27 protein-coding genes are annotated in these 25920 nt (G+C 56.8%); 11 read left to right on the top strand and 16 right to left on the bottom strand.

All coding sequences use genetic code 11. The annotated features are described in order from the left end of the window. Positions 1 to 46: 46 nt before the first annotated feature. From G7G_RS0116055 to G7G_RS24855, 3 genes are all read right to left on the bottom strand, one after another. Positions 47 to 448: a DUF4864 domain-containing protein gene (locus tag G7G_RS0116055; protein WP_010442463.1), complete on the bottom strand. Its 402-nt coding sequence runs from the start codon at positions 446 to 448 to the stop codon at positions 47 to 49. A gap of 48 nt (positions 449 to 496) precedes the next feature. Then, on the bottom strand, positions 497 to 2071 hold the full coding sequence (locus tag G7G_RS0116060; RefSeq protein WP_010442464.1) for a lysine--tRNA ligase: 1575 nt from the start codon (positions 2069 to 2071) through the stop codon (positions 497 to 499). 226 nt (positions 2072 to 2297) lie between these two features. Then, the gene (locus G7G_RS24855; protein WP_010442465.1) at positions 2298 to 2432 is read right to left on the bottom strand and encodes a hypothetical protein; all 135 of its coding nucleotides are present in this window, start codon (positions 2430 to 2432) and stop codon (positions 2298 to 2300) included. Between the two features lie 446 nt (positions 2433 to 2878). On the opposite strand from G7G_RS24855, the gene G7G_RS0116070 reads away from it, so the two are divergent. Further along, positions 2879 to 3301 (top strand): tellurite resistance TerB family protein, encoded by a 423-nt coding sequence (locus G7G_RS0116070; RefSeq protein ID WP_010442466.1) that lies wholly within the window; start codon positions 2879 to 2881, stop codon positions 3299 to 3301. Here G7G_RS0116070 and dacB read toward each other — a convergent pair. From dacB to G7G_RS23225, 3 genes are all read right to left on the bottom strand, one after another. Beyond that, entirely contained in the window at positions 3298 to 4776 is a 1479-nt protein-coding gene (gene dacB / locus G7G_RS0116075) for a D-alanyl-D-alanine carboxypeptidase/D-alanyl-D-alanine endopeptidase (RefSeq protein WP_010442467.1), read from the bottom strand. The two genes, G7G_RS0116070 and dacB, sit on opposite strands and share 4 nt — an antisense overlap. 67 nt (positions 4777 to 4843) lie before the next feature. Continuing rightward, complete coding sequence (locus G7G_RS0116080; RefSeq protein WP_010442468.1) at positions 4844 to 5464, bottom strand: nicotinate-nucleotide adenylyltransferase; 621 nt, start codon at positions 5462 to 5464, stop codon at positions 4844 to 4846. Between the two features lie 87 nt (positions 5465 to 5551). Continuing rightward, positions 5552 to 5968, bottom strand: a complete 417-nt coding sequence (locus tag G7G_RS23225) for an MOSC domain-containing protein (protein WP_310793668.1) — start codon at positions 5966 to 5968, stop codon at positions 5552 to 5554. Between the two features lie 101 nt (positions 5969 to 6069). Here G7G_RS23225 and G7G_RS0116090 point away from each other — a divergent pair, with 101 nt between their 5' ends. The 3 genes from G7G_RS0116090 to G7G_RS24250 all read left to right on the top strand — a co-directional run bounded on the left by G7G_RS0116090 (position 6070) and on the right by G7G_RS24250 (position 9843). Continuing rightward, complete coding sequence (locus tag G7G_RS0116090) at positions 6070 to 7356, top strand: KAP family P-loop NTPase fold protein (protein ID WP_010442470.1); 1287 nt, start codon at positions 6070 to 6072, stop codon at positions 7354 to 7356. 88 nt (positions 7357 to 7444) lie between these two features. Then, the gene (gene ettA / locus G7G_RS0116095) at positions 7445 to 9112 is read left to right on the top strand and encodes an energy-dependent translational throttle protein EttA (protein ID WP_010442471.1); all 1668 of its coding nucleotides are present in this window, start codon (positions 7445 to 7447) and stop codon (positions 9110 to 9112) included. 23 nt (positions 9113 to 9135) lie between these two features. After that, the gene (locus G7G_RS24250; RefSeq protein ID WP_139056616.1) at positions 9136 to 9843 is read left to right on the top strand and encodes a hypothetical protein; all 708 of its coding nucleotides are present in this window, start codon (positions 9136 to 9138) and stop codon (positions 9841 to 9843) included. Positions 9844 to 9927: 84 nt separating this feature from the next. Here the strand turns inward: G7G_RS24250 and G7G_RS0116110 are convergent, their stop codons facing one another. Beyond that, positions 9928 to 10191 carry a transposase gene (locus G7G_RS0116110; RefSeq protein ID WP_010442473.1) on the bottom strand — a complete coding sequence of 88 codons (264 nt, stop codon included), beginning with the start codon at positions 10189 to 10191 and terminating at the stop codon, positions 9928 to 9930. Positions 10192 to 10518: 327 nt separating this feature from the next. Between G7G_RS0116110 and G7G_RS0116115 the strand changes: the two genes are divergently transcribed. Then, positions 10519 to 10725: a cold-shock protein gene (locus G7G_RS0116115; protein WP_010442474.1), complete on the top strand. Its 207-nt coding sequence runs from the start codon at positions 10519 to 10521 to the stop codon at positions 10723 to 10725. A gap of 166 nt (positions 10726 to 10891) precedes the next feature. Beyond that, the gene (locus G7G_RS0116120) at positions 10892 to 11446 is read left to right on the top strand and encodes a L,D-transpeptidase (protein ID WP_010442475.1); all 555 of its coding nucleotides are present in this window, start codon (positions 10892 to 10894) and stop codon (positions 11444 to 11446) included. Here the strand turns inward: G7G_RS0116120 and G7G_RS0116125 are convergent. Beyond that, the gene (locus tag G7G_RS0116125; RefSeq protein ID WP_010442476.1) at positions 11443 to 12057 is read right to left on the bottom strand and encodes an SOS response-associated peptidase; all 615 of its coding nucleotides are present in this window, start codon (positions 12055 to 12057) and stop codon (positions 11443 to 11445) included. The two genes, G7G_RS0116120 and G7G_RS0116125, sit on opposite strands and share 4 nt — an antisense overlap. A gap of 9 nt (positions 12058 to 12066) precedes the next feature. Next, positions 12067 to 12651: an arylesterase gene (locus G7G_RS0116130; protein ID WP_050806473.1), complete on the bottom strand. Its 585-nt coding sequence runs from the start codon at positions 12649 to 12651 to the stop codon at positions 12067 to 12069. A 105-nt stretch (positions 12652 to 12756) separates the two neighbouring features. On the opposite strand from G7G_RS0116130, the gene G7G_RS0116135 reads away from it, so the two are divergent. After that, a complete protein-coding gene (locus G7G_RS0116135) occupies positions 12757 to 13452 on the top strand; it encodes an ABC transporter ATP-binding protein (RefSeq protein ID WP_010442478.1) in 696 nt (231 codons plus the stop codon). Beyond that, the gene (locus G7G_RS0116140; RefSeq protein WP_010442479.1) at positions 13449 to 15977 is read left to right on the top strand and encodes an ABC transporter permease; all 2529 of its coding nucleotides are present in this window, start codon (positions 13449 to 13451) and stop codon (positions 15975 to 15977) included. The genes G7G_RS0116135 and G7G_RS0116140 overlap by 4 nt, the downstream gene beginning before the upstream one ends. A 2-nt stretch (positions 15978 to 15979) precedes the next feature. Here G7G_RS0116140 and G7G_RS0116145 read toward each other — a convergent pair whose 3' ends face one another. Beyond that, complete coding sequence (locus G7G_RS0116145) at positions 15980 to 16426, bottom strand: RrF2 family transcriptional regulator (protein ID WP_010442480.1); 447 nt, start codon at positions 16424 to 16426, stop codon at positions 15980 to 15982. Positions 16427 to 16520: 94 nt separating this feature from the next. On the opposite strand from G7G_RS0116145, the gene G7G_RS23230 reads away from it, so the two are divergent. Beyond that, a complete protein-coding gene (locus tag G7G_RS23230) occupies positions 16521 to 17132 on the top strand; it encodes a gamma-glutamylcyclotransferase family protein (protein ID WP_010442481.1) in 612 nt (203 codons plus the stop codon). A 15-nt stretch (positions 17133 to 17147) separates the two neighbouring features. Here the strand turns inward: G7G_RS23230 and gltX are convergent, their stop codons facing one another. Continuing rightward, positions 17148 to 18473 carry a glutamate--tRNA ligase gene (gltX, locus tag G7G_RS0116155; RefSeq protein ID WP_010442482.1) on the bottom strand — a complete coding sequence of 442 codons (1326 nt, stop codon included), beginning with the start codon at positions 18471 to 18473 and terminating at the stop codon, positions 17148 to 17150. A 60-nt stretch (positions 18474 to 18533) separates the two neighbouring features. Next, positions 18534 to 18968, bottom strand: coding sequence for a DUF1801 domain-containing protein (locus G7G_RS0116160; protein WP_029622090.1), 435 nt, complete (start codon positions 18966 to 18968; stop codon positions 18534 to 18536). Positions 18969 to 19084: 116 nt separating this feature from the next. Between G7G_RS0116160 and G7G_RS0116165 the strand changes: the two genes are divergently transcribed. Continuing rightward, positions 19085 to 20017 carry an MBL fold metallo-hydrolase gene (locus tag G7G_RS0116165; RefSeq protein WP_010442484.1) on the top strand — a complete coding sequence of 311 codons (933 nt, stop codon included), beginning with the start codon at positions 19085 to 19087 and terminating at the stop codon, positions 20015 to 20017. A 3-nt stretch (positions 20018 to 20020) separates the two neighbouring features. Here the strand turns inward: G7G_RS0116165 and G7G_RS0116170 are convergent, their stop codons facing one another. From G7G_RS0116170 to G7G_RS0116180, 3 genes are all read right to left on the bottom strand, one after another. Then, positions 20021 to 21352, bottom strand: a complete 1332-nt coding sequence (locus G7G_RS0116170; RefSeq protein ID WP_010442485.1) for an NAD(P)/FAD-dependent oxidoreductase — start codon at positions 21350 to 21352, stop codon at positions 20021 to 20023. 148 nt (positions 21353 to 21500) lie between these two features. Next, the gene (locus G7G_RS0116175) at positions 21501 to 21722 is read right to left on the bottom strand and encodes a hypothetical protein (protein WP_139056617.1); all 222 of its coding nucleotides are present in this window, start codon (positions 21720 to 21722) and stop codon (positions 21501 to 21503) included. 336 nt (positions 21723 to 22058) lie between these two features. Further along, a complete protein-coding gene (locus G7G_RS0116180) occupies positions 22059 to 23717 on the bottom strand; it encodes an NAD+ synthase (RefSeq protein ID WP_010442487.1) in 1659 nt (552 codons plus the stop codon). Positions 23718 to 23864: 147 nt separating this feature from the next. Here G7G_RS0116180 and G7G_RS0116185 point away from each other — a divergent pair, with 147 nt between their 5' ends. Beyond that, the gene (locus G7G_RS0116185; protein ID WP_010442488.1) at positions 23865 to 25355 is read left to right on the top strand and encodes a 2-isopropylmalate synthase; all 1491 of its coding nucleotides are present in this window, start codon (positions 23865 to 23867) and stop codon (positions 25353 to 25355) included. A 7-nt stretch (positions 25356 to 25362) separates the two neighbouring features. On the opposite strand, the gene G7G_RS0116190 is transcribed toward G7G_RS0116185, so the two are convergent. Continuing rightward, positions 25363 to 25920, bottom strand: a 558-nt coding sequence (locus tag G7G_RS0116190; protein WP_010442489.1) for an SDR family NAD(P)-dependent oxidoreductase, incomplete at its 5' end; no start/stop codon positions are given.

The raw sequence follows: 25920 nt of genomic DNA on the forward strand, positions 1-25920 counted from the left end.
AAAAGGGATTAATCGTGGCTCTTACCACCGTGACGATGGTGTTGCATCAGGCCGCCGGGTCGGAGTTGCCCAGCAACTGTACACCGTTGATCTTCCAGCCGTTTTCCTGTCGGATCATTTGGTAGTCCAGCAAATGCACGCGTCCGTCACCATCAGTGATCATGACCTTCTGCCACAGGGCTCCGCTAATCTCGCGCAACTCCAGAAACCTCACATCCGCAGGCCGCCAGACCATAGGATAGCCACGGCGCACCATAATCCCGAAATTCTCCGGATCGCCAAACAGCCGCTGGATATTGGGGCTGGCAAAGGTGAAGGCGGTGGCAAAGTCATCCGCCTTGAAGGCCTGTATCTGCGCCGAGATATTGGCCTCAATCTCGTCACTCTGAGCAAAAGCTCCGGATGCCAGTCCGGCACTCAGAGATACAGCAAGCAATAGTCGACGCATGGGGTCACCTCCTGATGCAAGGGTAGCCCCACACTGGATCAGGTCAAATCAGACCAATTCCCCGGCCAGCGCCTTGTCGATCAGAGCAATCGTCTCTTGCACGCCATAAAGCGCGATGAACCCACCAAACCGAGGCCCTTGCGAAGCCCCCAGCAGCACTTCGTAAAGTGCCGTGAACCAGCCGCGCATCGGATCGAACCGCTCACGCCCGATGGAATAGACCACCGATTGCAGTGCCTCGTCTTCCATCGGCCCGTCATAGGCTTCCAAAGCCGCCCTCAATGCTTCCAGCGCCTCACGCTCCTGATCCGTCGGCGCGCGATGCTGGCGCGTCGGCTTGACGAAATCGTTGAAGTAGCGCACCGCAAAGCCCGCCGCCTGATCCAGATCAGGGTGAGTTTCCGCCGTGGCCTCAGGCGCATACCGGCGGATGAAGCCCCACAGCGCCTCTTTGTCCTCAGCCCCGGATACCGACGCCAGATTCAGCAACATCGCAAACGGAACCATCAGCGTGGACTCGGGCACATTCCCACCATGGATATGCCACACTGGATTATTCAACTGCGCCTTCAGGTCCTGCCCCGGATAGGCCCGCAACTGCTGATGATACTCATCATACGCCTTCGGGATCACATCGAAATGCATCCGCTTAGCCGTCTTGGGCTTTTGATACATGAAATAGGCCAGTGACTCAGTCGGCGCATAGGTCAGCCATTCATCAATCGAGACACCATTGCCGGATGATTTGGAAATCTTCTGCCCGTTCTCATCAAGGAACAACTCATACGAGAAGTGTTCAGGCGCACGGCCTCCCAAGGCCCGGCAGATCGCGTCATAGATCTTCTCGTTGGTGGCGTGTTCCTTGCCATACATCTCGAAGTCAACGCCCAGCGCGGCCCAGCGCGCGCCGAAATCCGGCTTCCACTGCAGCTTGACGTTCCCGCCGGTCACGGGCAGCGTCCATTCCTTGCCATCCTCGTCATCGAAGGTGACAGTGTAGGTCTCGGCGCAAACCTTCTTCATCGGCACGTACAGAACCCGCCCGGTCTCGGGGTGGATCGGCAGGAAGATCGAATAGGTCTGCTGACGTTCTTCGCGCAGGCTTTTCAGCATGATAGCCATCACGTCATCATACTTCTCAACAGCGCGCTTGAGGATCTCGTCAAACTGGCCCGAGCGATAAAACTCGCGCGCCGAATAGAACTCATACTCGAACCCGAAGGTATCGAGGAACCGGCGCAGCATGGCGTTATTATGCTCACCAAAGCTGTCATGCGTGCCAAACGGATCGGGTACCGAGGTCAGCGGGCATTGCAGATAGTCCTGCAGCACTTCTGGGTTCGGCACATTGGTCGGCACCTTCCGCATCCCGTCCAGATCGTCCGAGAAGCAGATCAGCTTGGTCGGAATATCAGACAGCGCCTCAAACGCGCGCTTGACCATCGTGGTCCGCGCGACCTCGCCAAAGGTGCCTATGTGCGGCAGACCCGAGGGTCCATAGCCCGTCTCAAACAGCACATATCCCTTCTCCGGAGCGCCCTGCTTGTACCGTTTGAGCAACCGCCGCGCCTCTTCAAACGGCCACGCCTTGGACGTCATCGCGGTTTCACGCAGGTCAGACATTTGGATACTCCATCGGGAAACGTGCCAGACACCCCATGCGCCCGGACCGGCCCCTGTTATTGTGCAGGTGCAGTATGAGTCAATAAAGGGTGGTGAATTTCATGCCTCTATGCGCATGAACGTCATGCAATCAATATCTGCTCTGGACTACGAATGTCCGCAACGCGGACACAGCGGACATTCATCAAAGTTGCGCACTGGAGCGAACCATCCAGTAATCAAATCGTCACTGTGTCCACTTGAATTTTCCAGTCTGCTTACCCGACATATCGTGAAAAGTGCCTTTTCCATCCGGTTTGAACATATAGACAACCCCAAAATCCGAGAAGACGACCTGCAAGCCACTTTTAGTTTTTGTCATAGGATTGTTTGCAGGAGAAGTATTGGTGTCTCGCAGGCACAAACCACTATTCGAATTGCAAGATACGATATTTGGACTGTATGGCCCGCCGTTCTGTGAGTGCCACTCTGAAGTCACAGTAATTCGTGAACCAGCTGTGATATCCTGAGCGAAGGTCGGGGTCGCTGTAGTGAAGATTGCTGTTGCTATCCCTGCAAGTAGTTTTCTCAAAGAATTACCCTCCACAAATAAAATATTAGTTAATTTGCCCAATGGCGGACGCATGTCAAGCGAGCGGAGGATACAGTGTAATCTCCGGTAACTTTGGGCTCTAAACGGACATACGCATCACAGCCGATATCACCCACCCTGCCCGATCGCAATCATCGCATGCCAAAACTATCAGTTGAACCTCCCCGCACCCCCTCCTATCGTGCGGCAACAGACGTATCATTCAGGACGACACCATGACCGAGCAAACCCCACACCCGATGTCTCCGCAGGATTGCCTTGTGGCGATCATGGTGGCGGTTTCCGCCTCGGACGAGAACATCCGAACCGCCGAACTGGTCAAAATCGAAGGCGCGGTCAACATGCTGCCGGTGTTTGCAGGCTACGATATCGACCGTACCCGCCGCGTCTCGCAAATCGTATTTGATCTGTTTGAACAGGTAGACGGGTTGGATGCCCTGTTCGGACTGATCCGTGACAACCTGCCTGAACGCCTGAACGAAACTGCGTATGCGCTGGCTTGTGACGTCGCCGCCGCTGATGGCACACTGGCCGAAACCGAACTGCGCTTGCTGGAAGAAATCCGGTACGAGCTGAGCATCGACCGCCTGCACGCCGCCGCCATCGAACGCGGAGCCCGGGCGCGGCATACAACCTAACTGCCGTAGAGCGTACCCCAGCGCTCGATCAAATTACGCTGCAACGTGCGCGATCGTCGGTTCCATGGCCGCGCGCCGTCCGGGCGCTCGCGCGATGCTCGCGGGATCGTGGCGCGGTGCGCGGTATCGGCGGTGAAGATCGCAAAGGCCAGATCAACCCCATCTGCCGTTGTCATATAACCCCCAAGGCCCGAGACGAAGTTCAACGTCCCCGTCTTTGCGTCGACCTTGATCGGATGATCCTTGACCGGCTGCCCATTTTTGTCGGCCAGCGTAAAGGACCGAAGCAATGGCCGCAGCTCCTCTGAGTGCCCCGCAGCCACCAGCGACTTGACCAGACCGGCGGGGGCCATGCGCGACGCTCCGCTGAGGCCGGAATGATCGACCATCGCGATCCCATTCGCACCAAAGCGCGCGGCCGCCCAGCGGTTCATTTCAGTGGCGGACTCTTCGAGGCTCTGCGGTGCAACCCGGCGCGCTTTGGTCGCCGCCAGGCCCACCATTTCAGCGGTTATATTGGTCGAATATCTCAGCATCCCCTTCAGGATGCTTTCCAACGGATCGCTTTGATGCACCACCAGCGTGGTCCCTTGCGGTACTTGCCGCGTTACCTGCACCCGGCCCAGCACGATCCCGTTCACGCGTGCCAGCGTGCGGAACACATCTCCGGCATAAAGCGCTGGCTTTCGTACCGGCAGCCAGCGTGCCCCGCCATTGCCCAGTGCCCCTTTGGCCACGGTCCAGCGATCCTGCCGCGCGCTTGGCTGATAGGTATAAATCGGCAGGCTGCGGTTCTCGACCCGCATAGAGGCCATATCCACCGACGGCGTATAGCTCGCGCTGCGCGCATCCATTGTTACGTCGTACCCGGTGGCCTCGCGTTTCCACTCGAAATGCACGCGGTTGAAGTTCAGGGAAATCCCGCTGATCGACGGGCTATAGCCCAGATGATCCGGCTGCCCCGGATCGATGCTGAAGACGTAAGGCAGCGCACCATCATAGACTTTGAACGCGCCTCGAACCTCGGTGATCCCGGCCTTGCGCAGATTGGCTGCCATGGTGGCCAGTGCGTCTGTATCCAGCAGTGGATCCCCACCACCCGCAAGGATCAGGTCGCCTTTCAGAATGCCATTCTCGATCGGTCCATCCGCGATCAAGGTGGTTTCAAACCGATGCTCCGGCCCCAGCACATCCAGCGCGTAAAGCGCGGTCAACGCCTTGGCGACACTGGCGGGCGGCAGGCTTTGGCCTTCGCCATATACCTCCAGCGGGGTTCCGGTTTCAACGTCGGCCACGGCAAAGACAACTTCGCCCCTCAGCCCCGCCGCTTTAACCAGCCGCTCGGCCCCGCTGGGCTGCGGCCCGCGCAGCACAGGACGCAAGGACACCAAAGGCGCCTCGGCCAGGCCCGTGCCCGGAACCAGAGACGCCCCTAATCCACCCAGAAACAAACGACGCGAAATTCGATCAACCATGGGTCTATTAGAATCCCAGAGCTTAAATGCAGACAATCACTAGATTAAGATTATGCGCCAAGAGGAGTCATTCCGGCAACACCCCATCGCTCCAGCCTCCGCGCTTGCGCAACTCGGTCGAGCTGAGATCGACCATCGGCACGTTCACAAAACACCAGGCCGGAGCCTGCGCCCGCCCCAGCAAATGCCGCGCCTGCCCATCTATGCGGTATTTGGCATAAAGCCGCGCCGCCGGTGACATCCTGGCAGAAATTCGATCCCCCGGTCGCGCCACAACGCCCACTGGCACGCTGTCCATGATCTGTCGCCAATCTTTCCAACGATGAAACTGCGCCAGATTATCCGCACCCATCAGCCAAACGAACCGCACTTGAGGATAAAGCTGCCGTAACGCCGCCAGTGTATCCGCCGTCGCCCGCGTCCCCGTCAGCGCTTCGATATCCGTAATCTCTACTCGAGGGTGCTGCATCACATCCCGCGCCGTCGCAACCCGCCGCGCCAGAGGTGCAGGCCCCCGCTCCTTAAGAGGGTTCCCCAGAGAGACCAGCCACCACACCCGGTCCAGCCCAAAGGCCTTCATCGCCTCACGCGTCACATGCACATGGCCCTGATGCGGAGGATCAAACGACCCCCCGAACAACCCCACGACCTGACCGGGCCGCGCATATGGTATGGTACTGCGCTCCATATCTTGCTGATGTTCAGAACTGGGCGGCCTTGTCAATCAACAGGTTGCACCATATCGCCGATCCTGATCCGCCCCGGCTTTATGACCTCAGCACACCAACCTCCATGGCCGCGCACTGCGGAATACACCGCCTGCCCTGCCCAGCGCCTCCTCCATCCGACTGCACGGAGCGCAGATCACGATAAAGCGCAAAACGGCCTCACCCACCTGCACCTCGCGCCCCTTAAGCCCCGCCAGATTGATCCCCGAGACCACCAGATTGCGCCGCAGGATTTCCGGCGCAATTGGCCTTTGACCAAGAAACGACCCTATCGTCACCAGATGCTCTTGCTGGATCAGTGTTACGGCCCGTTTGCCCGCCCGGCTACGGTCGCCATCGAGGCCATCGGTGGAGGTTATTGCTTCTTCCACAATCTCCATCCCAACCCGCCGTTCGGGTCTGACACCGATCCATTCCACGCGACCGGGCTGAGCCCAACCTGCGATGAGGTTTTTCAGAGACATATCGGGACCTTCCTGCACCATACCCCCTCATTTAGCAGTCTGGTCCTTTCACACACAGACGCTAAGAGTAGCGCTGATTGATTTGTGAATTGGAGAAAGATATGCGCCTGACGATCCCGGAGCCCAAGATCAAACTGTATGAAGATGGGTTTGATGAACACGACAAACTCTCGCGCAAAACAACTGGTGATAAGCTTTCAGAATTGGTCGAACGGATAGACGACCCAATGGTGGTTGCTTTGGATGGAGCATGGGGCTCTGGCAAGTCGTTCTTCCTGAAATGCTGGGTGGGCGAGCATTTGAGGCGAGAGGGAAATACGACCCAAACCGTCTATTTCGACGCATTCAAACATGACTTTCTAGACGATCCTTTGATTGCGCTGACCGGAGCGATTGCCGAACGATTTAAGGAGTCTGGTGACAAAACCGCCCAAAAAGCTTGGGATCAAGCCAAACGAGTGGCTCCTGCTCTTGGTCGGGCAATTATTCGAGCCGGGATTTCAGTCGCCACAGCGGGTCTCGTGAATAAAGCAGACCAATTGGCGGATGCCGCAATTGAAACTGCTTCGCGCGAACTTGACGAAGCTATTGCCGAATTCTGGAAAAGAGAAAGCGGAAAACGGGTTGCGATGGAGTGCTTTCGTCAAGCATTGGTCGACTTGACTGATCCAGACGTGAACGGACTACCGGCACGAAAGCTGGTCATCGTGGTAGATGAATTGGATCGCTGTCGACCAGACTACGCGCTGTCGCTACTGGAAACCATCAAACACTTCTTCAACGTAGATGGAGTACACTTCATTCTTGGCGTCAATCTGGAACAACTACAAAACAGTGTAAAAGCCAGATGCGGAAGTGGAACGGAAGCTGACGCATATCTTCAAAAGTTCTATCCCTTGAAGCTGAAGCTGCCTAGAATGATCCAGCACACGCGGGACCATCTACATTATTTCAACTATGCATCTGCCCAAATGCAGATACCCATCCCGATACACGAAACTACACGCGCCCTTTTAGGATTGTACTCTGGCCACCTGCCGATGACACTAAGGGCCATTCAAAGGGTTTTGTCAGTTCTCGTCTTAATTCCACCGGACAGACCTCAATACATATCCGATAAGATTCTAGTAACTGTGGCGATTGTGAAAGTTTGCGCGCCTCTCACCTATGAACTTATGAGGGAGAACAAATTAACACCACAAGATCTGCAAGAAGTTTTTAACTTCGATCAAAGTGATCTTGCGTTATGGACCCGTGTATTGAGGGCCGCTAGCGGTCATGAAGAGGTATTCCGTCCGAGCAAACGATTGATACCAGAGAACCTTCTCCCTGAAATCTGCGATGAGTATCTAGAGGTCTTTGACTCTAGCGCACTGCAATTCAGATAGTGAGGTCACAATCATCCACGATTGCCCCCACCCAACGCATCCGCTATCACACCGCCCAACTCAATTTCCCCGACCCAGAGGACGCGACATGGCCGCCTATCAATATGTCTACCACATGCAGGGTGTCTCAAAGACCTATCCCGGTGGCAAAAAGTGCTTTGAAAACATCCACCTGAGCTTTCTGCCCGGCGTGAAAATCGGTGTTGTTGGCGTCAACGGCGCGGGTAAATCGACGCTGATGAAGATCATGGCGGGCCTCGACACCGACTTCACCGGTGAGGCATGGGCCGCCGAGGGCGCCAAGGTCGGTTATCTGCCGCAGGAACCGCAATTGGATGAATCGCTGACCGTGCGCGAAAATGTCATGCTGGGCGTGGCCGCGAAAAAGGCCAAGGTCGACCGTTTCAACGAAATCGCCATGGAGATCGCCGAGAACTATTCGGACGAGTTGATGGAGGAAATGACCACCCTGCAGGACGCGATTGATGCGGAAAACCTGTGGGACCTCGACAGCCAGATCGACGTCTCGATGGAGGCGCTGCGTTGCCCGCCGGACGATGCCAACATCGCCAACCTTTCGGGCGGTGAGAAACGCCGCGTGGCGCTCTGCAAACTGCTGCTCGAAGCGCCCGACATGCTTCTGCTCGACGAACCGACCAACCACCTGGACGCCGAGACCATCGCCTGGCTGCAACAGCACCTGATCGACTACAAAGGCACCATCCTGATCGTCACCCACGACCGCTATTTCCTGGATGATATTACGGGATGGATCCTCGAGCTCGATCGCGGTCGCGGCATTCCTTACGAGGGCAACTACTCTGCATGGCTGGAACAAAAGGCCAAACGGCTGGAGCAGGAAGCCCGCGAGGACAAGTCCAAGCAAAAGACGCTGCAACGCGAACTGGAATGGATGCGTCAGGGCCAGAAGGCTCGTCAGGCCAAATCCAAGGCCCGGATCAACGCCTATAACGAGCTGGCCGAACAGTCCGAACGCGAAAAGCTGACCCGCGCCCAGATCGTCATCCCCAACGGCCAGCGCCTTGGCGGCAAGGTGATCGAGGTCGAGGGGCTGTCGAAGCACATGGGCGACAAGCAACTGATCGAAGGGCTGGATTTCGCCCTGCCCCCCGGCGGCATCGTCGGCGTCATCGGCCCCAACGGTGCCGGTAAATCGACGCTCTTCAAGATGCTCACCGGTCAGGAACAGCCCGACAGCGGCACCATCACGCTGGGCGACACGGTCGAACTGTCTTATGTCGACCAGTCCCGCGACGACCTCAAAGACAACGACACCGTGTGGGAGGCAATCACCGGCGGTGCCGAGATCATCCAACTGGGCGACGCTCAGGTCAATTCCCGCGCCTATTGCTCGTCCTTCAACTTCAAGGGCGGCGACCAGCAGAAAAAGGTCTCTCTGTTATCCGGCGGTGAGCGCAACCGCGTCCACATGGCCCGCCTGCTGAAAGAGGGCGGCAACGTCTTGCTGCTCGACGAACCGACCAACGATCTCGACGTCGAAACCCTGCGCGCACTGGAAGACGCGCTGGTCGATTTCGCGGGCTGCGCCGTCGTAATCTCGCACGACCGCTTCTTCCTCGACCGGATTTGTACGCATATTCTGGCCTTCGAAGGGGATGCCCATGTGGAGTGGTTCGAGGGCAACTTCGAGGATTACGAAGAGGACAAAAAGCGCCGTCTGGGACCGGACGCGCTGGAGCCCAAGCGGTTGAAGCATAAGAAGTTTGCGCGTTAGTTTCGACTTTAGAGCTGGCACCCTTGAGTAGTCGAATCTTAGGGTGCCAGATCAAAACCAATGTCGATTGTTACTTATACGAAAGAAGCATTTTGGATCTTTTTAATAATATCTCATCCCCCAAAAAAAATCTGCTAAAGAAAGCCGCTGATGAAGCTGCACAGAATTGGATTTGGTGGAAGGATGACTACCTGCATGATGGACGGTTCAGAGACCTACCGGTTCTTCAGAATTATCCTCGATTCAGAGGTTTTGGCGCTGATTATTCAGTTTTCCGAGGCTGGAGTGCAGAACAATGTGATGCTGCCCTAGGTTGGTTTAGTATTCAAAGTGATCCTGTTGATTTCAACGGGCTGTACTCTGAATTTATGAAGTACTGCGAAACCCACGAAGCGCTTAAGAAAAACCTACAAAGACGTGTATCGCTCGTTTCAAAGCTTCTCGCGATGTGGAGACCTAATGAATTCGCGATGTGGGACACCCTAGCTCGTGAAGGCATGAGGCAAATTCACGGCCGCGTACGAGGCAGAAACTATCGGAAAAACGGCGCCTCAGATTACATTGCGTTTAATACTGACTTCCACTGTTTGCGAAAATTATGGAGCGACGAACTAAATATCGCCGCGATGGGAGCTGGAGGCGCAAATTTAGATGGCGAAATACGTTACGAACAGTTTTCAGCTAGAATTCTAGACAATTACCTAATGAACCTCGCAACTCTAAAGAGTTAGAAAGCGTAGGATGGGTGCGCGCACCTATCATTCCTCAATTCTCCAATATCCAACCACATAAATTGATGGTTGAAATCACCCATCCTATGACTCTCCGAACTTCCCTCCAAGACCCCCCAACCGCGTCAAATAATCCGCATCCCCCGGCGGCAGGGTCCAGACCGCGTGCAGATGATCGGGCAACACAACAATCGCATCGCACCAGAACGGCCGCTCCCTCTGGGTCACTGCAAAAGCAGCGCGCAAATGCACCACCTCTCGCACCAGCAAATCCGACGACCGGTCGGCCAAAGACACAGTGAAAAAATACTTGGCTCCGGGAATGCGGACGCGTCGGTAATCGCTCATGCCGCAACTTGATCATGACGAGGGTTAACGGATTCTGAATGCCACTCCGACGCGCCAGATAAATAACCGGGTCTTATCAAAGGTCCGCAAACTAATAACCAAAACCATCGGCGGATTCTTGTACAAATCGGACGATTGCCCCTCAACCCCCTGTACAAACCGTACAATCCGCCCTTGCCACACGGCCTGACCGATGCCATATCCAAGAGGCTTACGTTTTTCTATTTCGACCCACTGTCTCCTTCTACGGCGCTCAGTCACTCGATCCAGACTACGACGCCAGGCTGCCGCAACTCCGTGGGCAGCACCAAACAGGAGACAACGGATATGCCCGCAGGCACCGTAAAATGGTTCAACACCACCAAAGGCTACGGCTTTATCGCACCCGAAGATGGCGGCAAAGACATCTTCGTACACATCTCGGCTGTCGAGCGTTCGGGCCTCACCGGTCTGGCCGACAACCAGAAAGTCACGTACGAGCTGCGCGCTGGTCGTGATGGTCGCGAAAGCGCCGACAATATCGAACTGGCCTAAGCCGTTAGAAGGGCGGGATTTTTCCCGCCCATCCCATAAGCCCGCATTGAGTGTGTGGCAAAGGGAATACATCACAATCGGGTTATCCTTCCCCGGTGATTGACCAAATCGGCTATCATTCCAAAACTAGCGTTATGATTTCTTTGGTCATTTGAGGGATGTCACCATGTTCACACGCCGTGTTTTTCTGGCCGGTACTGCTGCCAGCCTGTTGCCGGGTGTTGCCAGCGCCAAGAAAGCGGTCGAGTATGATCCGACGCCGCAATTCGTGCGCATCAAAAAGCAATTTCAGCCCGGTCAGTTGCTGGTCGCGCCGCGATCCTTTTACCTTTATTATGTAACCGAGCCGCGCAAAGCGATCCGCTATGGCTGCGGCGTCGGCAAAGCCGGACTGGAATTCACCGGATCGGCCACCATTGACGTCAAGAAAGAATGGCCGACCTGGCGACCCACCGAAGAGATGATTGAGCGGGACCCTGTCACCTATGCCAAGTTCAAAGACAATGATTATGTCCAGCCCGGCGGCGGAGACAATCCTCTGGGCGCGCGCGCGCTGTATCTGTTTCAGAACGGGGTGGACACGTATTTCCGCATTCACGGCACAACGCAGCCGCAGACCATCGGTCATGCAGTTTCAAACGGGTGCATTAGGATGCTGAATGAGCATGTGATCGATCTGTACAATAGAGTTCCTATCGGCACGGTGGTCACAGTGGTCTAAGCCCCCGACCAATCGACGTCGTCAGCTTCTTCGATCATCAACCGACCTTCGGGCCAAGGGCGCGTCAAACTCTGCGCCTCGTCTTCAGACCCATGCAACCAGCGTTGAACGTCCCGCGCCTCCAGCAGCACTCCCATTCGGTGATGGATCGGCTTTACATCAGCGTTGGGTTCGCATGTCACCGCTGCAACCTGATCCACGCGTAGCCCGCCCGGGGCTTCCCAAGTGTCGGTGATCGCAGCAAAAAGCAGTGGAGCCCCGTCTTTGGCGGCAATCCGGCAGGCCGTTTTGCGTCGCTTCTCACCGGTCCATTCGTACCAGCCATCCACCGGGATTATGGCGCGACCGACCCCTTCGAAGGCGCTCTTGTCAAAAACCGTCTCGGAGCGCGCGTTTACGATGGTCTCCATCACCGGTCGTCCACGCGCATTGACCCTGCCGACCGGGATAATCCCCCATCGCATGGTCTTTAACCCATCACCAGTCAGTACGACCACTTCTTGACCCGGTTGAATGTTTTTGCGTGCTGGCTGAGGCCCAAGACTGTCTTCCACATTCAAAAACAGAGCGATCTCGCCAATTGGTCGTGTGAGGAAAAACCGGCCGGGCATCGCGTCCTCCTATTCGCCAATGCGCTCCGCAAGCGCCAAGACAAAGGGTCCCAGCGTGTCAACGATCAGCGCAACGCCTTGGGCACTTGGATGGATACCATCAGATTGCATGAACTGGCGCGCGGCCGCCGGATCGCCTTCGGTTGTGAGCCCGTCAAAAAAGCTTTCCGCATAAAGTGAATCATATTGCTCTGCCAGCTCTGGATACATGGCGTCGAAACTCTGCTTGTAATCGGCTCCGTAATTACCAGGCGCCTGCATTCCAACCATTAGCACCTCGACATCCGCGGTCTCTGCAGCACGCAGTATTGCCTCGAGGTTTGATCGGGAAACGCTCGGATCGATGCCACGCAACAGATCATTGCCGCCAAGTGCAACAATCATGCCGTCGACCTCTGGTGTCAGGGTCCAGACAACGCGGGCAGCGCCCCCTGCGGTCGTATCTCCGGAAACACCGGCATTGATCAACCGAACCTCCGCACCTTCTTCCTGAAGCCAACGCTGCAGTTGCGGCACGAACCCGTCTTGTTCTGGCAGCCCATATCCTTGTGTTAGGGAATCTCCGAGCGCAGCAATCACAACTGGCTCTGCCATCGCTGCAATTCCGCAACAGATGAACGCGCCTGAGATCAAACCCTTGTGTAGCTTCTGTTTCACGCCATATCCCAATGGACTGTACCTCTCTTGATGGCCTGATCGATGACGACACCTGTTCTTACGCTCCAAGATGCCGCATTATCGCTGGATGGCAATGCCGGAAGGGTGGATATTCTGCACGACATCTCTCTGTCTGTGAAACAGGGCGAGACGCTGGGGTTGGTCGGTCCGTCCGGCTCAGGAAAATCCTCACTGCTAATGCTGATGGGTGGGTTGGAACAAGCCACCGACGGCCACGTCACGGTATTGGGCCATGATCTGACGGAAATGAGTGAGGATGCACTTGCCCGGTTTCGTCGTGAATCAATGGGTGTGGTGTTTCAGAATTTTCACCTGATCCCGACGATGACCGCGCTTGAGAACGTCGCCACCCCGCTCGAACTTGCAGGGCATAAGGATGCTTTCAAGCGCGCTGAGGCCGAGCTAGAGGCTGTGGGGCTGTCACTTCGAAGCGATCACTACCCGGCGCAATTGTCAGGTGGAGAGCAGCAGCGTGTGGCGTTGGCCCGCGCGTCGGCCCCACGCCCTAAGATTTTGCTGGCAGACGAACCCACAGGAAATCTGGACGAAGCCAACGGTGCGGCGATCATAGATCTGTTGTTCGGTCTACGCGACCGGCATGGTGCCACCCTGGTTCTGGTCACGCATAGCCACACGCTGGCGCAGAAATGCGACCGCGTCGTGCGGTTGCGGGATGGACGCATCGCTGAAGAGTCGCTGCGCGAAGCAGCCGAATGAGCCTGCGCCTGGCAGGAAGACTGGCACGGCGCGAACTCCGCGGTGGGCTGCGTGGATTTCGGGTGTTTCTGGCGTGTCTGGCCTTGGGCGTTGCAGCGATTGCCGCGGTCGGCATGGTCCGCCAAGCAATCCAGACCGGCCTTCAGCAAGAGGGCGCATCGCTACTGGGCGGGGATGCGCAACTGGAATTCACCTATCGCTTTGCCAATGATCAGGAACGCGCGTGGATGGAAAAAACCGCACATGCGGTTTCAGAGGTTGTTGATTTTCGGTCTATGGCCGTAACGGGAAACGGGACGAACACGCAACGTGGGCTGACGCAGGTTAAGGCTGTGGATGACGCATATCCGCTGTTAGGTTCGGCGATCCTTGAACCTGAACTTACTCTGACCGATGCCTTTGCAGGTGCCGATGGGCTGCCTGGTGCAGTCATGGCCCCCTCTCTGATTGACCGCCTAAACCTGATGGTTGGCGAGCAGTTTGAACTTGGCACGCAGAGATTTGTTCTGATGGCCTCGTTAGAGCACGAACCTGACGGCGCGGCTGATGGGTTCTCGCTTGGGCCGCGCACATTGGTCCGGACAAAAGATCTGCAGTCTTCGGGCCTGTTGGCGCCGGGCACTTTGTTTTCAACTAAGTACAGGTTGGACCTGCCTCAGGCTGCCGAATTGGATGCGCTGTCGTTGGAAGCGAAGCAGGCCTTCGAGGGGACCGGCATGCGCTGGACCGACGCTCGCAACGGTGCGCCGGGAATATCTGAATTCGTAGGCCGCCTCAGCGCGTTTCTGGTTCTGGTGGGCCTGTCGGGATTGGCCGTTGGCGGGATCGGGGTGTCTGCTGCCGTGCGAGCCTATCTTTCCCAAAAGACGGAAACCATTGCAACATTGCGCACATTGGGCGCTGATCGGGCGACAATCTTTCAGACCTATATGATTCAGATCGCCGTTCTGTCGGGCATCGGTATTATCATGGGTTTGGTTCTGGGCGGGGTGCTGCCGCTGCTGCTGGCCCCCTTAATCGAAACGCAGTTGCCAATCCCCGCAGTCTTCTCACTTTATCCGCAGCCACTGTTCGAGGCCGCGCTTTATGGCGTGTTGACCGCGTTCCTGTTCACACTGTGGCCTTTGGCCAGAACGGAAGAGGTGCGCGCGGCAACATTGTTCCGGGATGCGCTTTCCTCGGCGCGCAGTTTCCCGCGCCTGATCTATGTCGTCGCGACCGCTATTGGCTTGGCCGCACTGATCGGAGCCGCTGCATGGTTCAGTGGTTCAACCCGATTGACCCTCTGGACCAGCGCAGGGTTGGCCGGGGCGCTTACTTTGCTGGCTCTTTCTGCCTTTGCCATTCGCAAATTGGCCCGCGCGGGCGCCCCTTGGGCCAGAGGCCGCCCTGCCCTGCGGTGGGCCTTGTCCGCCATTTCCGACCCTCGCGAAGGGGCAGCGTCGGTGGTTCTGTCCCTTGGGCTCGGCCTGTCGGTCCTTGCAGCTGTGGGACAAATCGACGGGACCCTACGCAATGCGATCTCGGGCAACCTGCCAGAAGTGGCACCCTCATATTTCTTCGTCGATATCCAGAAGGATCAAATGCCCGGGTTCAGCGAACGTCTCGACACTGACCCCGCCGTCAGTCGGGTAGAAAGCGCTCCAATGCTGCGCGGGATCATTACCAAGATCAATGGACAACCCGCGCGAGAGATTGCAGGCGATCACTGGGTTCTGGACGGCGACCGGGGCGTGACCTATTCCGCCCAGCCGCCGCAGAATGCCCGCGTGACCGACGGAGTGTGGTGGCCCGAGGATTACAGCGGCCCTCCACAAGTCAGCTTTGCCGCCGAGGAGGCTGCTGAGATGGGGCTTAAACTTGGGGATGAACTCACGGTCAATATCCTTGGCCGCGATATCACTGCTGAACTGACCTCATTACGCGAAGTTGATTTTTCGACCGCTGGAATGGGATTTGTCATGTCGATGAATCCCTCCGCGCTGGCGGGCGCGCCGCATAGCTTCATCGCAACGGTTTATGCCGAAGAGCAGGCCGAAGCCGCCATCCTGCGCGATCTGGCGGGGCAATATCCCAACATCACGGCGGTCCGCGTCCGCGATGCCATCGACCGGGTCTCTGGTTTGCTGGCGGGCCTGGCAGCAGCTACCTCGTATGGCGCAGGCGTGTCCCTGCTGACCGGTTTTCTGGTGTTGATCGGTGCTGCCGCCGCAGGAGAGCCAGCGCGCAGATATGAAGCGGCGATCCTCAAAACTCTGGGCGCGGACCGGGGCCGCATCCTGCGCAGTTTTGCCTTGCGAGCTATTCTGTTGGGGGCCGCTGCCGGATGTGTCGCCCTGTTGACCGGTATTTTGGGCGGCTGGGCCGTGGCCACATATATCTTCGACACAGATTTCGCGATTATCTGGTCATCCGCGCTCGGGATCGTTATCGCGGGCGTCGCGGTAACGCTTGGCGCGGGGATGCTCTTTGCGCTGCGCCCGCTTTCAGTGCGTCCGGCGCGCATTCTTCGCGCCAGTGACTAAGTTCAACGCACGCACGCGACGGGCTGTAGTATCTTCAGCAACTGGTCGTTGTCACAAACCAACGCATCAAGCGTGATTTCGTCTAAGGACGCATAAAACACCTCAGCCGCATCCTGCAGCGCCAATCGCAAGCGGCAGGCATCGGTCAGCGGGCATGTATTGTCTGCATCCGCAAAACACTCGGCAATCGGCAATCCACCTTCAACATGGCGGAACACAGACCCGACCCGGATCTGATCTGCCGAGCGGGCCAGCGTCATGCCGCCATTGCGGCCACGTTGGGTACTGAGATAATCCAACTGGCTAAGCTGGTTGATCACCTGCGCCAGATGGTTCTCGGAGATGTTGCAGACTTCTGCAATTTCAGCCTTAGTAACCAGCCGATCCTGATGCGCGGCACAATACATCAATACGCGCACCGCGATATTCGTCCGTTTGGTAATCCGCATGAGGGCCTCCCGAATCTCAAGATGAAGCCTTATTGCATGTTCTGTAAAAAGACTGTTTGACATACATCAATCGTCAAAGAAGGACACGACCCGCATGGCAGACCCCTATTTCTTCGGCTATGGCAGCCTCGTGAACCTGTCGACGCACGATTTTCCCGACCCGCGCCCGGCGCGTCTGAAGGGCTGGCGGAGGGCGTGGCGGCACACCGATCTGCGCCCGGTCGCCTTTCTGACCGCTGTGCCGGATCCCGCATCCGAGATCGACGGCATGATCGCTCACGTGCCCAAAAACGACTGGGTCGCGCTGGATGAGCGGGAATGGGCCTATGAACGCGTGCCTGCCACGCGATCAGTCACCCATACGCTGACGCAAGAGGCAGAAATCGCCGTCTACGCCGTGCCCCATGACCGCCATACAGCGCCCAGCAACCACCATCCGCTGCTGCTGAGCTATATCGATGTCGTGGTGCAGGGGTACCTGAGGGCATTTGGATCAGACGGCGCTGATCGCTTCTTTGCCACAACCGATGGCTGGGACGCGCCGATTTTGAATGATCGTGCCGAACCGCGATATCCGCGTCATCAGCAACTAAAGCCCACCGAGACGGAATTCGTGGACGACCGTCTGCAGCGCGTATCGGCCCGCGTATTGCAGACCGGAGAACAAAGAAAGGCAGGCGAACTGCCTGCCTCCTTCGTGTTTTAAGATACTCTCTGCGGATTACCCGCGCGCGCGAATCACCTGAAGCAGCGGCAGCAAGGTCGCCATCTCTGGCCCGCGCTCCATTCCGGTCAGCGCTTTGCGCAGCGGCATGAACAGGCCTTTGCCCTTACGGCCCGTGGCCTCTTTCACCGCCTTGGTCCAATTCCCCCAGGTATCCGCGTCGAACGGACCTTCGGGCAGCAGGGCCACCGCCTCTGCTATGAATTCACGATCTTCATCTGCGATCAGAGGTTCTGCCCCATCGCGGCAAAGATCCCACCAGCCTTTGAGATCGCTCAAGGTGGTGATGTTTTCACGCGCCATGGTCCAGAAAGGTTCTGCCAGTTCATCCGGAACACCCGCCTCGGCAACGGCATCCGCAACTTCGGCCAGAGGCAGCGATTGCAGGTGCTTCGCCGTCAGCGGGAACAGATCTTGCACATCGAACTTGGTCGGTGCCGCGCCAAAACGGTTGATGTCGAACCCGTCGATCAGCTCGGACATCTCAGCACGCAGCTCAACCGGATCAGAGGAACCCAGACGCGCCATCAGGCTCAGAAGGGCCATTGGTTGGACGCCCTGCTCTCGCAGATCACGCAAGGCCAGTGTGCCCAGACGTTTAGACAGGGCCTCGCCCTGCGGGCCTGTCAACAGAGAGTGATGCGCAAAGCGTGGGCAAGTGCCGCCCAACGCTTCGATGATCTGAATCTGCGTCGCCGTGTTGGTGACATGGTCCGAACCACGCACCACGTCGGTCACGCCCATCTCGGTATCATCGACCACGGACGCAATCGTATAGAGAACCTGACCGTCACCCCGGATCAACACCGGGTCGGATACCGAGGCGGCATCGATCGAGATGTCGCCCAAAATGCCATCGTTCCATTCGATACGCTCGTGGTTCAGTTTGAACCGCCAGACGCCATTGCCGCGCTCGGCGCGCAGCGCCTCTTTCTCGGCGTCGCTGAGGTTCAGCGCGGCACGGTCGTAGACCGGCGGCTTGCCCATGTTCAGTTGTTTCTTGCGCTTGAGGTCAAGTTCGGTTGGCGTTTCAAACGCCTCATAGAGCCGACCCATCGCGCGCAGCTTGTCCGCAGCCTCGGCATAACGGTCCAGCCGTTCCGACTGACGCTCGACCCGGTCCCAATGCAGGCCAAGCCACTCCAGATCTTGTTTGATCGCATCGACATATTCTTCCTTCGACCGCTCGGGATCGGTGTCATCGATACGCAGGATGAACGTACCGCCTGCTTTGCGGGCGATCAGATAATTCATCAGGGCGGTGCGCAGGTTGCCCACATGGATGTAACCGGTGGGCGACGGGGCGAAACGGGTCGTGGTCATGGAAGTCTCCTGTTGGCGCGGCTCATGTCACATGGGCGCGTTTTTGTCCAGAAGAGGCTTTCAGGTCGGCTCTACCGGCCACATACCATCCAGATGTTCGAGCCCAGCCTTGATGAGCTCACGAAGCACGTCGAGATCGATGTCTGACAACTTGTTCACGTAGAGGCAGGATTTCCCCAGCTTGTGTTTACCCAGTCGAGACAGGATATTTCCGAAATCAGCATAACCCGGCATGATGTAGATGGAATGCGCAGCCTTGCGCGGAGAGAACCCGGTCGCCAAAAAATCGCCTTCCCGCCCGGAAGCATAGCGATAGTGATATCGGCCATAGCCAATGATCGACGGACCCCACATCACTGGGGCAAACCCGGTGGTATCCTGAAAGAGCCTGTCCAGCACTTGCGCCTCGTCCGCCTTACGCAGCGGCTGAACGGTCGCCAGAAATTCAGCAATATTTTGCCCGGTGGGCACTGTTTTGTTCTCAGATCGCGGCATGAACAAAAATTAACACGTAATGTTCATCCATGCAGCCCATGTATTGGGTCTATAACTGGCAAGAGAAACGCTCTGACCTATTTCTACTACTGGCGTTCTGACAGGGAGACTTAGATATGACGATCAAATTGACTCGCAGGGCTGCTCTGAGTGCAGCTGCCGCATTGCCCTTTGCCTCTGCCGCGGTGCCGGCTTTCGCAGCTGGTGAGCCGAGCAAAGCAAATTCGACCATCGCAAAATCATTCCAGGTAGGCGATTTCACTGTTACCACCCTGCTCGACGGCAGCGTGCCACGTGATGAGCCAAAGGCACTATTCGCAGCTGAAGTTTCTGACGACGAATTTGCAGCAGTCTCTGCGGAAAATTTCATTCCAACTGATATTGCGCAATTCTTCTTTACTCCGACACTGGTCCATACCGGCTCTGAGCTGGTGTTGTTCGACACAGGCTTGGGTCAAGGCGGTATCCAAGCCGCGCTGGCTGACGTAGGAGTCTCACCTGACCAAATTGATGTGGTCGTAATCACGCACATGCACCCCGACCATATCGGGGGCATGACAACGAATGACTCTCCGACATTTGCGAACGCCCGATTTGTAACCGCCGCGCCGGAATATAACTTCTGGTCTGCGATGGATGCGGGCAACCGCGTCGGAGATATGGTTGCAGCGAAGGTCACACCCCAAGCCGAAAAGATGACGTTCCTTGACGATGGTGGAGAGGTCACTTCGGGGATAACAGCCATGGCGGCTCACGGACATACGCCTGGTCACACGGTTTATCATCTGGAAAGCAATGGACAACGATTGGTTCTGACGGCCGATCTGGCAAATCACTACGTCTGGTCATTTGCGCGCCCCGAATGGCCCTTTAGCTTCGATATGGACGCTGCCGCGGCTACCGCGTCGCGTCGGAATGTGCTGGGTATGCTGGCCGCAGATAAAATACCCATGATCGGCTATCACATGCCTTTCCCAGCTGCCGGGTACGTTGAAACACGCGGCGAGGGGTTCCGGTTCGTACCAGTCAGCTATCAAATGATGGGCTAGGGCCTAATAACCAGGATCTGGCCGTACTTTTGAACCATCCGTGAAACGGGACAGGCGAAAGGCGGCTGGATCGACGCAGGGCGTGCTATCGGTGACAATATCCGCCATCAGCCGACCTGCGCCTGGCCCAATCCCAAAACCATGGCCGGAAAACCCGGTTGCGATATGCAAACCCGGGAATTCGTCTACTTTTGAGATAACTGGAATCGCATCCGGGGTCACATCGATCAGCCCGGCCCAGCTTTGGACGATCTCTGCCTCCTCAAGTACTGGCATCGCTTTGCGAGCGTTGGACCAGGCCTGTCGCAACACTTTTCGAGAGGGCTCGGGATCCAGCACCCGGCAGTGCTCAAACGGCGTCACGTCAGTGGGCAGCCAAGTTCTGTCTTCTTTCGCCTCGACAATCCAGCGTTGCGACAAGCGAAACCGCAAGGAACGCCACTCTTGCCGAAACGCCGGCAAGAACCGAAGGCCGAGTCGAAAACTGTCAGGGACGATATCCACGGTGTTCTCGTGCCCCGACGCTATCGTGTAGCCCCCATCCGCGCGTTTGCGAATGGCGAAATCATCACTCCAAAGCGATACCTCCGGCCCGGATTCTACCGGTGAGGTCCGCATGACTGTATTCAACACCTTGAGTTGGGGCAGAGCGATACCTGCGTTCCCCGCAAAAAGACGCGACCATGCCCCACCCGCCAACACCACCTGACTGCAACGAACTCGCCCACGTTCGGTGAAGACACCTGCAATCCGACCTGCCTCGAGATCGACGCTGCGCACTGCGCATTGTGTCATGATCGCGGCTCCACAATTGCGGGCCGCCTCGGCCATGGCGGGGGCCGCCCATTGCGGCTCAGCCCGTCCATCTTGCGGCATATAGAGCCCAGACTGCGGTTTCATGGTGGAGTTTGGAAATAGTGAGGCCAACTCAGTGTGCGATACCATACGGGCACCCGTCTGCTGCCCTTCAACATGCTCCAACCACCGCGTCAGGTTACCAACGTCGCGCGTGCCTGATGCGCCAAATACGATCCCCGACTGAACATAGCCCGTGCTCCGCCCTAGGCGTTCATCCAACCCACGCCAGATGCGCAGAGCTTCCTGCATCAATGGGATCTCGCGTGGGTCGCGCATCCCAAGCCGGACCCAACCCCAGTTGCGCGAACTCTGTTCACCGGCGATCCGGCCCTTTTCGCATAGCAGTACGGAGATGCCACGCTCAGCCAGTTCCAAAGCGGTCGAGACACCAATTATTCCGCCGCCGATAACGACGACATCCACAGATTTAGGAAGGGTAATATCAGATTCGACGGGAGTCGGAGAAGGACCTGGCATCAACCGCTCGGAAGTTGTTTATCGAAGCGGTATCCAGCCCGAGAACGCGTATTCTGGCAATGAGAAACGGAGGTAGGTCAACTGAATGCAACAACCTGTTGCCTATCAGCCAGCCCATTACGCACCACGCAGCGCTGGTTGTTCTAAATCAGGCAGCGCCGGACAGTTGCGCCCATGTTTGGCGTAGAAAAGATTTGCGGCCAGTATCAGGCTTTGCAGCAAGAACTTCTTGCGACTTCAAGGATGGAAATTCCGGTCGCGTCGGCTCATTGTCTATAACCGGCGGCGGCGCAAGATCCTCTTTGTTCAGAATTTCTGCGATCGAAGCATCAAGCGTTTCTTCATCCAGCTTGCGCGGCTCAGACTCCATTGTTTTCCATTGCAATGGAGCATGAAGCGATTTGTCATATCCATTCGTCATTTGACCACCATCACCTTTACCGACACCCAAAAACACAGATGCCCCAACTCAGATCAACAATCACGGTCGCAGTTTCTGAAATAGCAGAGCGGCATACCGGATTACGTCACATTCGCCTCATACAAGGCGAACCTCTGACATAAATGTGGCAAAAAAAGGACCCAATTACAAGCCGAACGTGCGCAAGACCTCCACAACCAGTTATTATATATGGACAATTATGATGGCCGAAGCCAACTGCCGACGAATTGGAAACAATCATAGCGATAGAAACTGATCCGGGTCTTAATTCTGATCGCGCCAGCGATTTACAATCGGGTAACGACGATCCAACCAGAAGGCCCGCGGGGTCAGCCGGGTGCCCGGCGCGGACTGGAAGCGCTTGTACTCACTGATGTAAATCAGGTGCTCAACGCGCCGCGCGTCGCCTTCGTCAAAACCCGCCGCTACGCAATCGGCTATCGAGCCATCCTGATCCACCAATATATCAAGAATGGCGTCCAGAACTGGGTAATCCGGCAGGCTGTCGCTGTCTTTCTGATCTTCACGCAATTCAGCGCTCGGTGGCTTATCGATGACCGAGGGACGGATGACCTCTCCTTCGGGGCCCATCATCCAATCGCGGTGATTGGCATTGCGCCAGCGACAGGTCTCAAACACGCGGGTTTTGTACAGGTCCTTGATCGGATTGTAGCCCCCGTTCATGTCGCCATAAATAGTAGCATATCCTACCGCGACCTCGGACTTGTTGCCGGTCGTCAGCAGCATCTCGCCAAACTTGTTCGAGATCGCCATCAACAGCAAACCACGCAGGCGCGACTGAACGTTTTCTTCGGTCAAATCCTCATCGCGCCCGGCAAACAGCGGCGCAAGCGTGTTGGTCACCGCGGTCCGGCCTTCGGAAATCGGCACGAAATCATAGTGAACACCCAGCGCCTTGGCGACGGCTTCGGCATCATCCAGAGAGCTTTGGCTGGTATATTCTGATGGCAACATAACGCAGCGCACATTATTCGCCCCGATGGCATCTACCGCAATCGTCGCAACCAATGCTGAGTCAACACCCCCCGACAAGCCAAGCACCGCCTTTTTAAAGCCGGTTTTAGCCATGTAGTCGCGCAAGGACTGCACCATAGCGCGATAGTCCTGCTCCCATGCATCTGGCTGCGGCACCACCTCTGCAAGATCGATTCGCCAGCCGTCGTCGGTGCGCATCAGATCGATGTTTTGCACCGCTTCATCAAAGACCGGCATACGGAATGCAAGCTCTCCGCCGGGGTTCAGACCAAAAGTGGCACCATCAAAAACCTGATCATCCTGCCCGCCGACCATGTTCAGATAGATCACTGGCAAGCCTGTCTCGACCGTACGCGCCACCATATGGTTCAGCCGGATGTCGTATTTGTCTCGGAAATAGGGCGACCCATTGGGGATTAACAGGAACTCAGCCCCGGTTTCCTCGAGCGTTTCGGCGACATCCTCGTGCCAGCCATCCTCGCAAATCGGACTCCCCACCCGGACGTTACCGACCGCATAGGGCCCACCCATTGGACCTGCGTCATAGAGCCGAACCTCGTCAAAGACGGTTTCATTTGGCAAGTGATGCTTGAGAACCTTGCTTACGATCTTCCCACCTTTGAGGACCAGATACGCGTTATAAAGCTTGTCTTCCTCGACCCAAGGACCTCCGATTGCCAGCGCAGGGCCCTCGGCGCAGTCTTCCGCCAGCGCCTGCACAGCTTGCATCGCCGCACGATGAAACACAGGCTTCATCACCAGGTCCTGAGTATTGTAACCGGTGATGAACATCTCAGGCAGCGCCACCAAATCAGCCTGCGCCGCGCGCCCTTGCTGCCAAGCCGCAGCAGCCTTTGCGGCATTCCCTTCGATATCCCCAACGGTTGGGTTCAGTTGCGCCAGAGTGATGCGGAAACGGTCGGCCATTTTGCCCTCTTGCCCTCGTCAGTCCCTCAGGGATTTAGCAGATCACAGCGCGAGTGAAAGGCAAATGCGGCAAAACCCGTTGCTCTGCCCCCTGCGGTATCCTAGTTTTGCGCCAACATCTCATAAGAACCGCAGGCAGGTACAAATATGAACGCGATCCGCACATCCCTTACCGCTGCTACATTCGCCATGCTGACGCAAATTGCAGCGGCCCAGCAAAATGATCAGATCATCATAGCCGACGACGACGTCGGGGGTGTTTACGAAGGCACATTCGAGAACGGCCTGCGACACGGCACAGGCACTTATCGGCTGCCCAGCGGGTTCGAATATTCCGGTGAGTGGGTCGAAGGAGAGATTCAGGGTAAGGGTACGGCACGATACGCCAATGGTTCGGTCTACGAAGGCGATTTCGTAAAAGGCCAACCTGAAGGACTCGGAAAGATCGTTTACGCCGACGGGCAAACCTATGAAGGTGAATGGTCCAAAGGTGCGATCAATGGCGACGGTATTGCCGAGTACACCAATGGCATGCGGTACGAGGGCACGTTCAAGGAAGCTAAGCGCCACGGTCAGGGCGTGCTGACCAGTGCCGACGGATATATCTACGATGGTGATTGGCTGGACGGCCAAAAAGAAGGCAAGGCCAAGATCACCTACGCTGACGGCAGCACTTATGATGGCGATGTCAAAGCCGGGAAACGTGCTGGTACGGGCACTCTGAATCTGACTGGCGGATTGACCTATACCGGTGACTGGCTTGATGACAATATGACCGGAACCGGTCGGCTCACACACCCCAATGGTGACGTCTACGAAGGCGCGCTGATCAATGGGCGACGTCAGGGCGAAGGCAAAGTCACGTACGCCAGTGGCGCGGTCTATGAAGGTAATTTCGCCGACGACCTGCGTCAGGGACAAGGCACATTTACCGGCACTGACGGCTTTCGCTATACCGGCGAATGGTCAGATGGTCAGATCGCGGGATTGGGCGAGGTAACCTATGCGGATGGTTCCGTTTATGTCGGTGACTTTCTGGATGACCTGCAGCACGGCAAAGGGAGGACGACCTATCCGAACGGCACTGTATATGACGGCGACTGGGTTGCAGGCGTATTTGAAGGCACCGGAACAGCGACCTATCCAAATGGAACTGTCTATTCGGGGCAGTTTAAAAACGCGCGCAGTCATGGCAAAGGAGTTCTGACCTTCGCCAACGGCTATCGTTATGACGGAGATTGGGTCGATGGTGTCCGGCAAGGGAAAGGCAAAGCCACGTTCCCGGACGGTATTATATATGAAGGCGAGTTTAAGGATGGCAAACGCCACGGACTAGGAACGCTCACTCGCCCCGGCGGTTTCAGTTATACGGGCGAATGGTCTGACGGAAAAATCAACGGTGCTGGCATAGCAACCTATGAAACAGGCGACGTCTACGAAGGCAATTTTCTGAACAATAAGCGTCACGGTGAAGGCACAATGCGTTTCGCCGGTGGTGAAGTTGAATCTGGGATCTGGGAAAATGATACGCTGGCGCGTGAAACAGATACCCCTGCTGAGACATCTGATCCAGAACCAGAGGCCGAACCTTCAGAACCTCAGACCGATACGGATAACGCAGATACGAGTGACGGCTAAAAAAGCCCTACCAAGGCACGCGCTTGCCAGCCCAGTCAAAAAATCCGCCCGTGTCGGTTGGTGAGAGCCCTGCGATAACGGCAAGCAAATTTTCCGCCACCTCTTCGGGCTCGACTGCAGGGTGGCGACCGAGATATTTCTTCGTAAATGCAGTCTTAACAGTGCCGGGATGCATCACGACACACGCAGCTTGTTTATGCGTGCGCGCCAGCTCAATCGCGGCTGTATGCACGATCTGGTTCACCGCAGCCTTCGATGCACGATAGCTTACCCAACCACCAAGTCGATTGTCTTCAATTGACCCAACGCGCGCCGACAACACAACGAAAGCTGCCTTCCGGTCACGTGGTAACAGCCTGTGAGCCTGTTTGAGGACCAATGCCGGGCCAATAGCATTCAGGGCAAACTGGTCCATCATCGCGCGGGCTGACACGGCGCGCATCGACTTCTCAGGTTCAGCCCCGTTTATCTCAAGCGCGCCAGATGCAACGATAATCAGATCGAACGGATCAGCGAGAGTATTCGAAATCCGCGCAACCCCATCAGGGTCCGTCAGGTCAAACCC

Source organism: Ruegeria conchae (genome assembly GCF_000192475.1).
GTDB classification, from domain to species: Bacteria; Pseudomonadota; Alphaproteobacteria; order Rhodobacterales; family Rhodobacteraceae; genus Ruegeria; species Ruegeria conchae.

Coding starts and splice junctions, on each gene's coding strand:
- G7G_RS0116055 (WP_010442463.1), bottom strand. CDS start 448: ATGCGTCGACTATTGCTTGCTGTATCTCTGAGTGCCGGACTGGCATCC.
- G7G_RS0116060 (WP_010442464.1), bottom strand. CDS start 2,071: ATGTCTGACCTGCGTGAAACCGCGATGACGTCCAAGGCGTGGCCGTTT.
- G7G_RS24855 (WP_010442465.1), bottom strand. CDS start 2,432: ATGACAAAAACTAAAAGTGGCTTGCAGGTCGTCTTCTCGGATTTTGGG.
- G7G_RS0116070 (WP_010442466.1), top strand. CDS start 2,879: ATGACCGAGCAAACCCCACACCCGATGTCTCCGCAGGATTGCCTTGTG.
- dacB (WP_010442467.1), bottom strand. CDS start 4,776: ATGGTTGATCGAATTTCGCGTCGTTTGTTTCTGGGTGGATTAGGGGCG.
- G7G_RS0116080 (WP_010442468.1), bottom strand. CDS start 5,464: ATGGAGCGCAGTACCATACCATATGCGCGGCCCGGTCAGGTCGTGGGG.
- G7G_RS23225 (WP_310793668.1), bottom strand. CDS start 5,968: ATGTCTCTGAAAAACCTCATCGCAGGTTGGGCTCAGCCCGGTCGCGTG.
- G7G_RS0116090 (WP_010442470.1), top strand. CDS start 6,070: ATGCGCCTGACGATCCCGGAGCCCAAGATCAAACTGTATGAAGATGGG.
- ettA (WP_010442471.1), top strand. CDS start 7,445: ATGGCCGCCTATCAATATGTCTACCACATGCAGGGTGTCTCAAAGACC.
- G7G_RS0116110 (WP_010442473.1), bottom strand. CDS start 10,191: ATGAGCGATTACCGACGCGTCCGCATTCCCGGAGCCAAGTATTTTTTC.
- G7G_RS0116115 (WP_010442474.1), top strand. CDS start 10,519: ATGCCCGCAGGCACCGTAAAATGGTTCAACACCACCAAAGGCTACGGC.
- G7G_RS0116120 (WP_010442475.1), top strand. CDS start 10,892: ATGTTCACACGCCGTGTTTTTCTGGCCGGTACTGCTGCCAGCCTGTTG.
- G7G_RS0116125 (WP_010442476.1), bottom strand. CDS start 12,057: ATGCCCGGCCGGTTTTTCCTCACACGACCAATTGGCGAGATCGCTCTG.
- G7G_RS0116130 (WP_050806473.1), bottom strand. CDS start 12,651: ATGGCAGAGCCAGTTGTGATTGCTGCGCTCGGAGATTCCCTAACACAA.
- G7G_RS0116135 (WP_010442478.1), top strand. CDS start 12,757: ATGACGACACCTGTTCTTACGCTCCAAGATGCCGCATTATCGCTGGAT.
- G7G_RS0116140 (WP_010442479.1), top strand. CDS start 13,449: ATGAGCCTGCGCCTGGCAGGAAGACTGGCACGGCGCGAACTCCGCGGT.
- G7G_RS0116145 (WP_010442480.1), bottom strand. CDS start 16,426: ATGCGGATTACCAAACGGACGAATATCGCGGTGCGCGTATTGATGTAT.
- G7G_RS23230 (WP_010442481.1), top strand. CDS start 16,521: ATGGCAGACCCCTATTTCTTCGGCTATGGCAGCCTCGTGAACCTGTCG.
- gltX (WP_010442482.1), bottom strand. CDS start 18,473: ATGACCACGACCCGTTTCGCCCCGTCGCCCACCGGTTACATCCATGTG.
- G7G_RS0116160 (WP_029622090.1), bottom strand. CDS start 18,968: ATGCCGCGATCTGAGAACAAAACAGTGCCCACCGGGCAAAATATTGCT.
- G7G_RS0116165 (WP_010442484.1), top strand. CDS start 19,085: ATGACGATCAAATTGACTCGCAGGGCTGCTCTGAGTGCAGCTGCCGCA.
- G7G_RS0116170 (WP_010442485.1), bottom strand. CDS start 21,352: ATGCCAGGTCCTTCTCCGACTCCCGTCGAATCTGATATTACCCTTCCT.
- G7G_RS0116175 (WP_139056617.1), bottom strand. CDS start 21,722: ATGGAGTCTGAGCCGCGCAAGCTGGATGAAGAAACGCTTGATGCTTCG.
- G7G_RS0116180 (WP_010442487.1), bottom strand. CDS start 23,717: ATGGCCGACCGTTTCCGCATCACTCTGGCGCAACTGAACCCAACCGTT.
- G7G_RS0116185 (WP_010442488.1), top strand. CDS start 23,865: ATGAACGCGATCCGCACATCCCTTACCGCTGCTACATTCGCCATGCTG.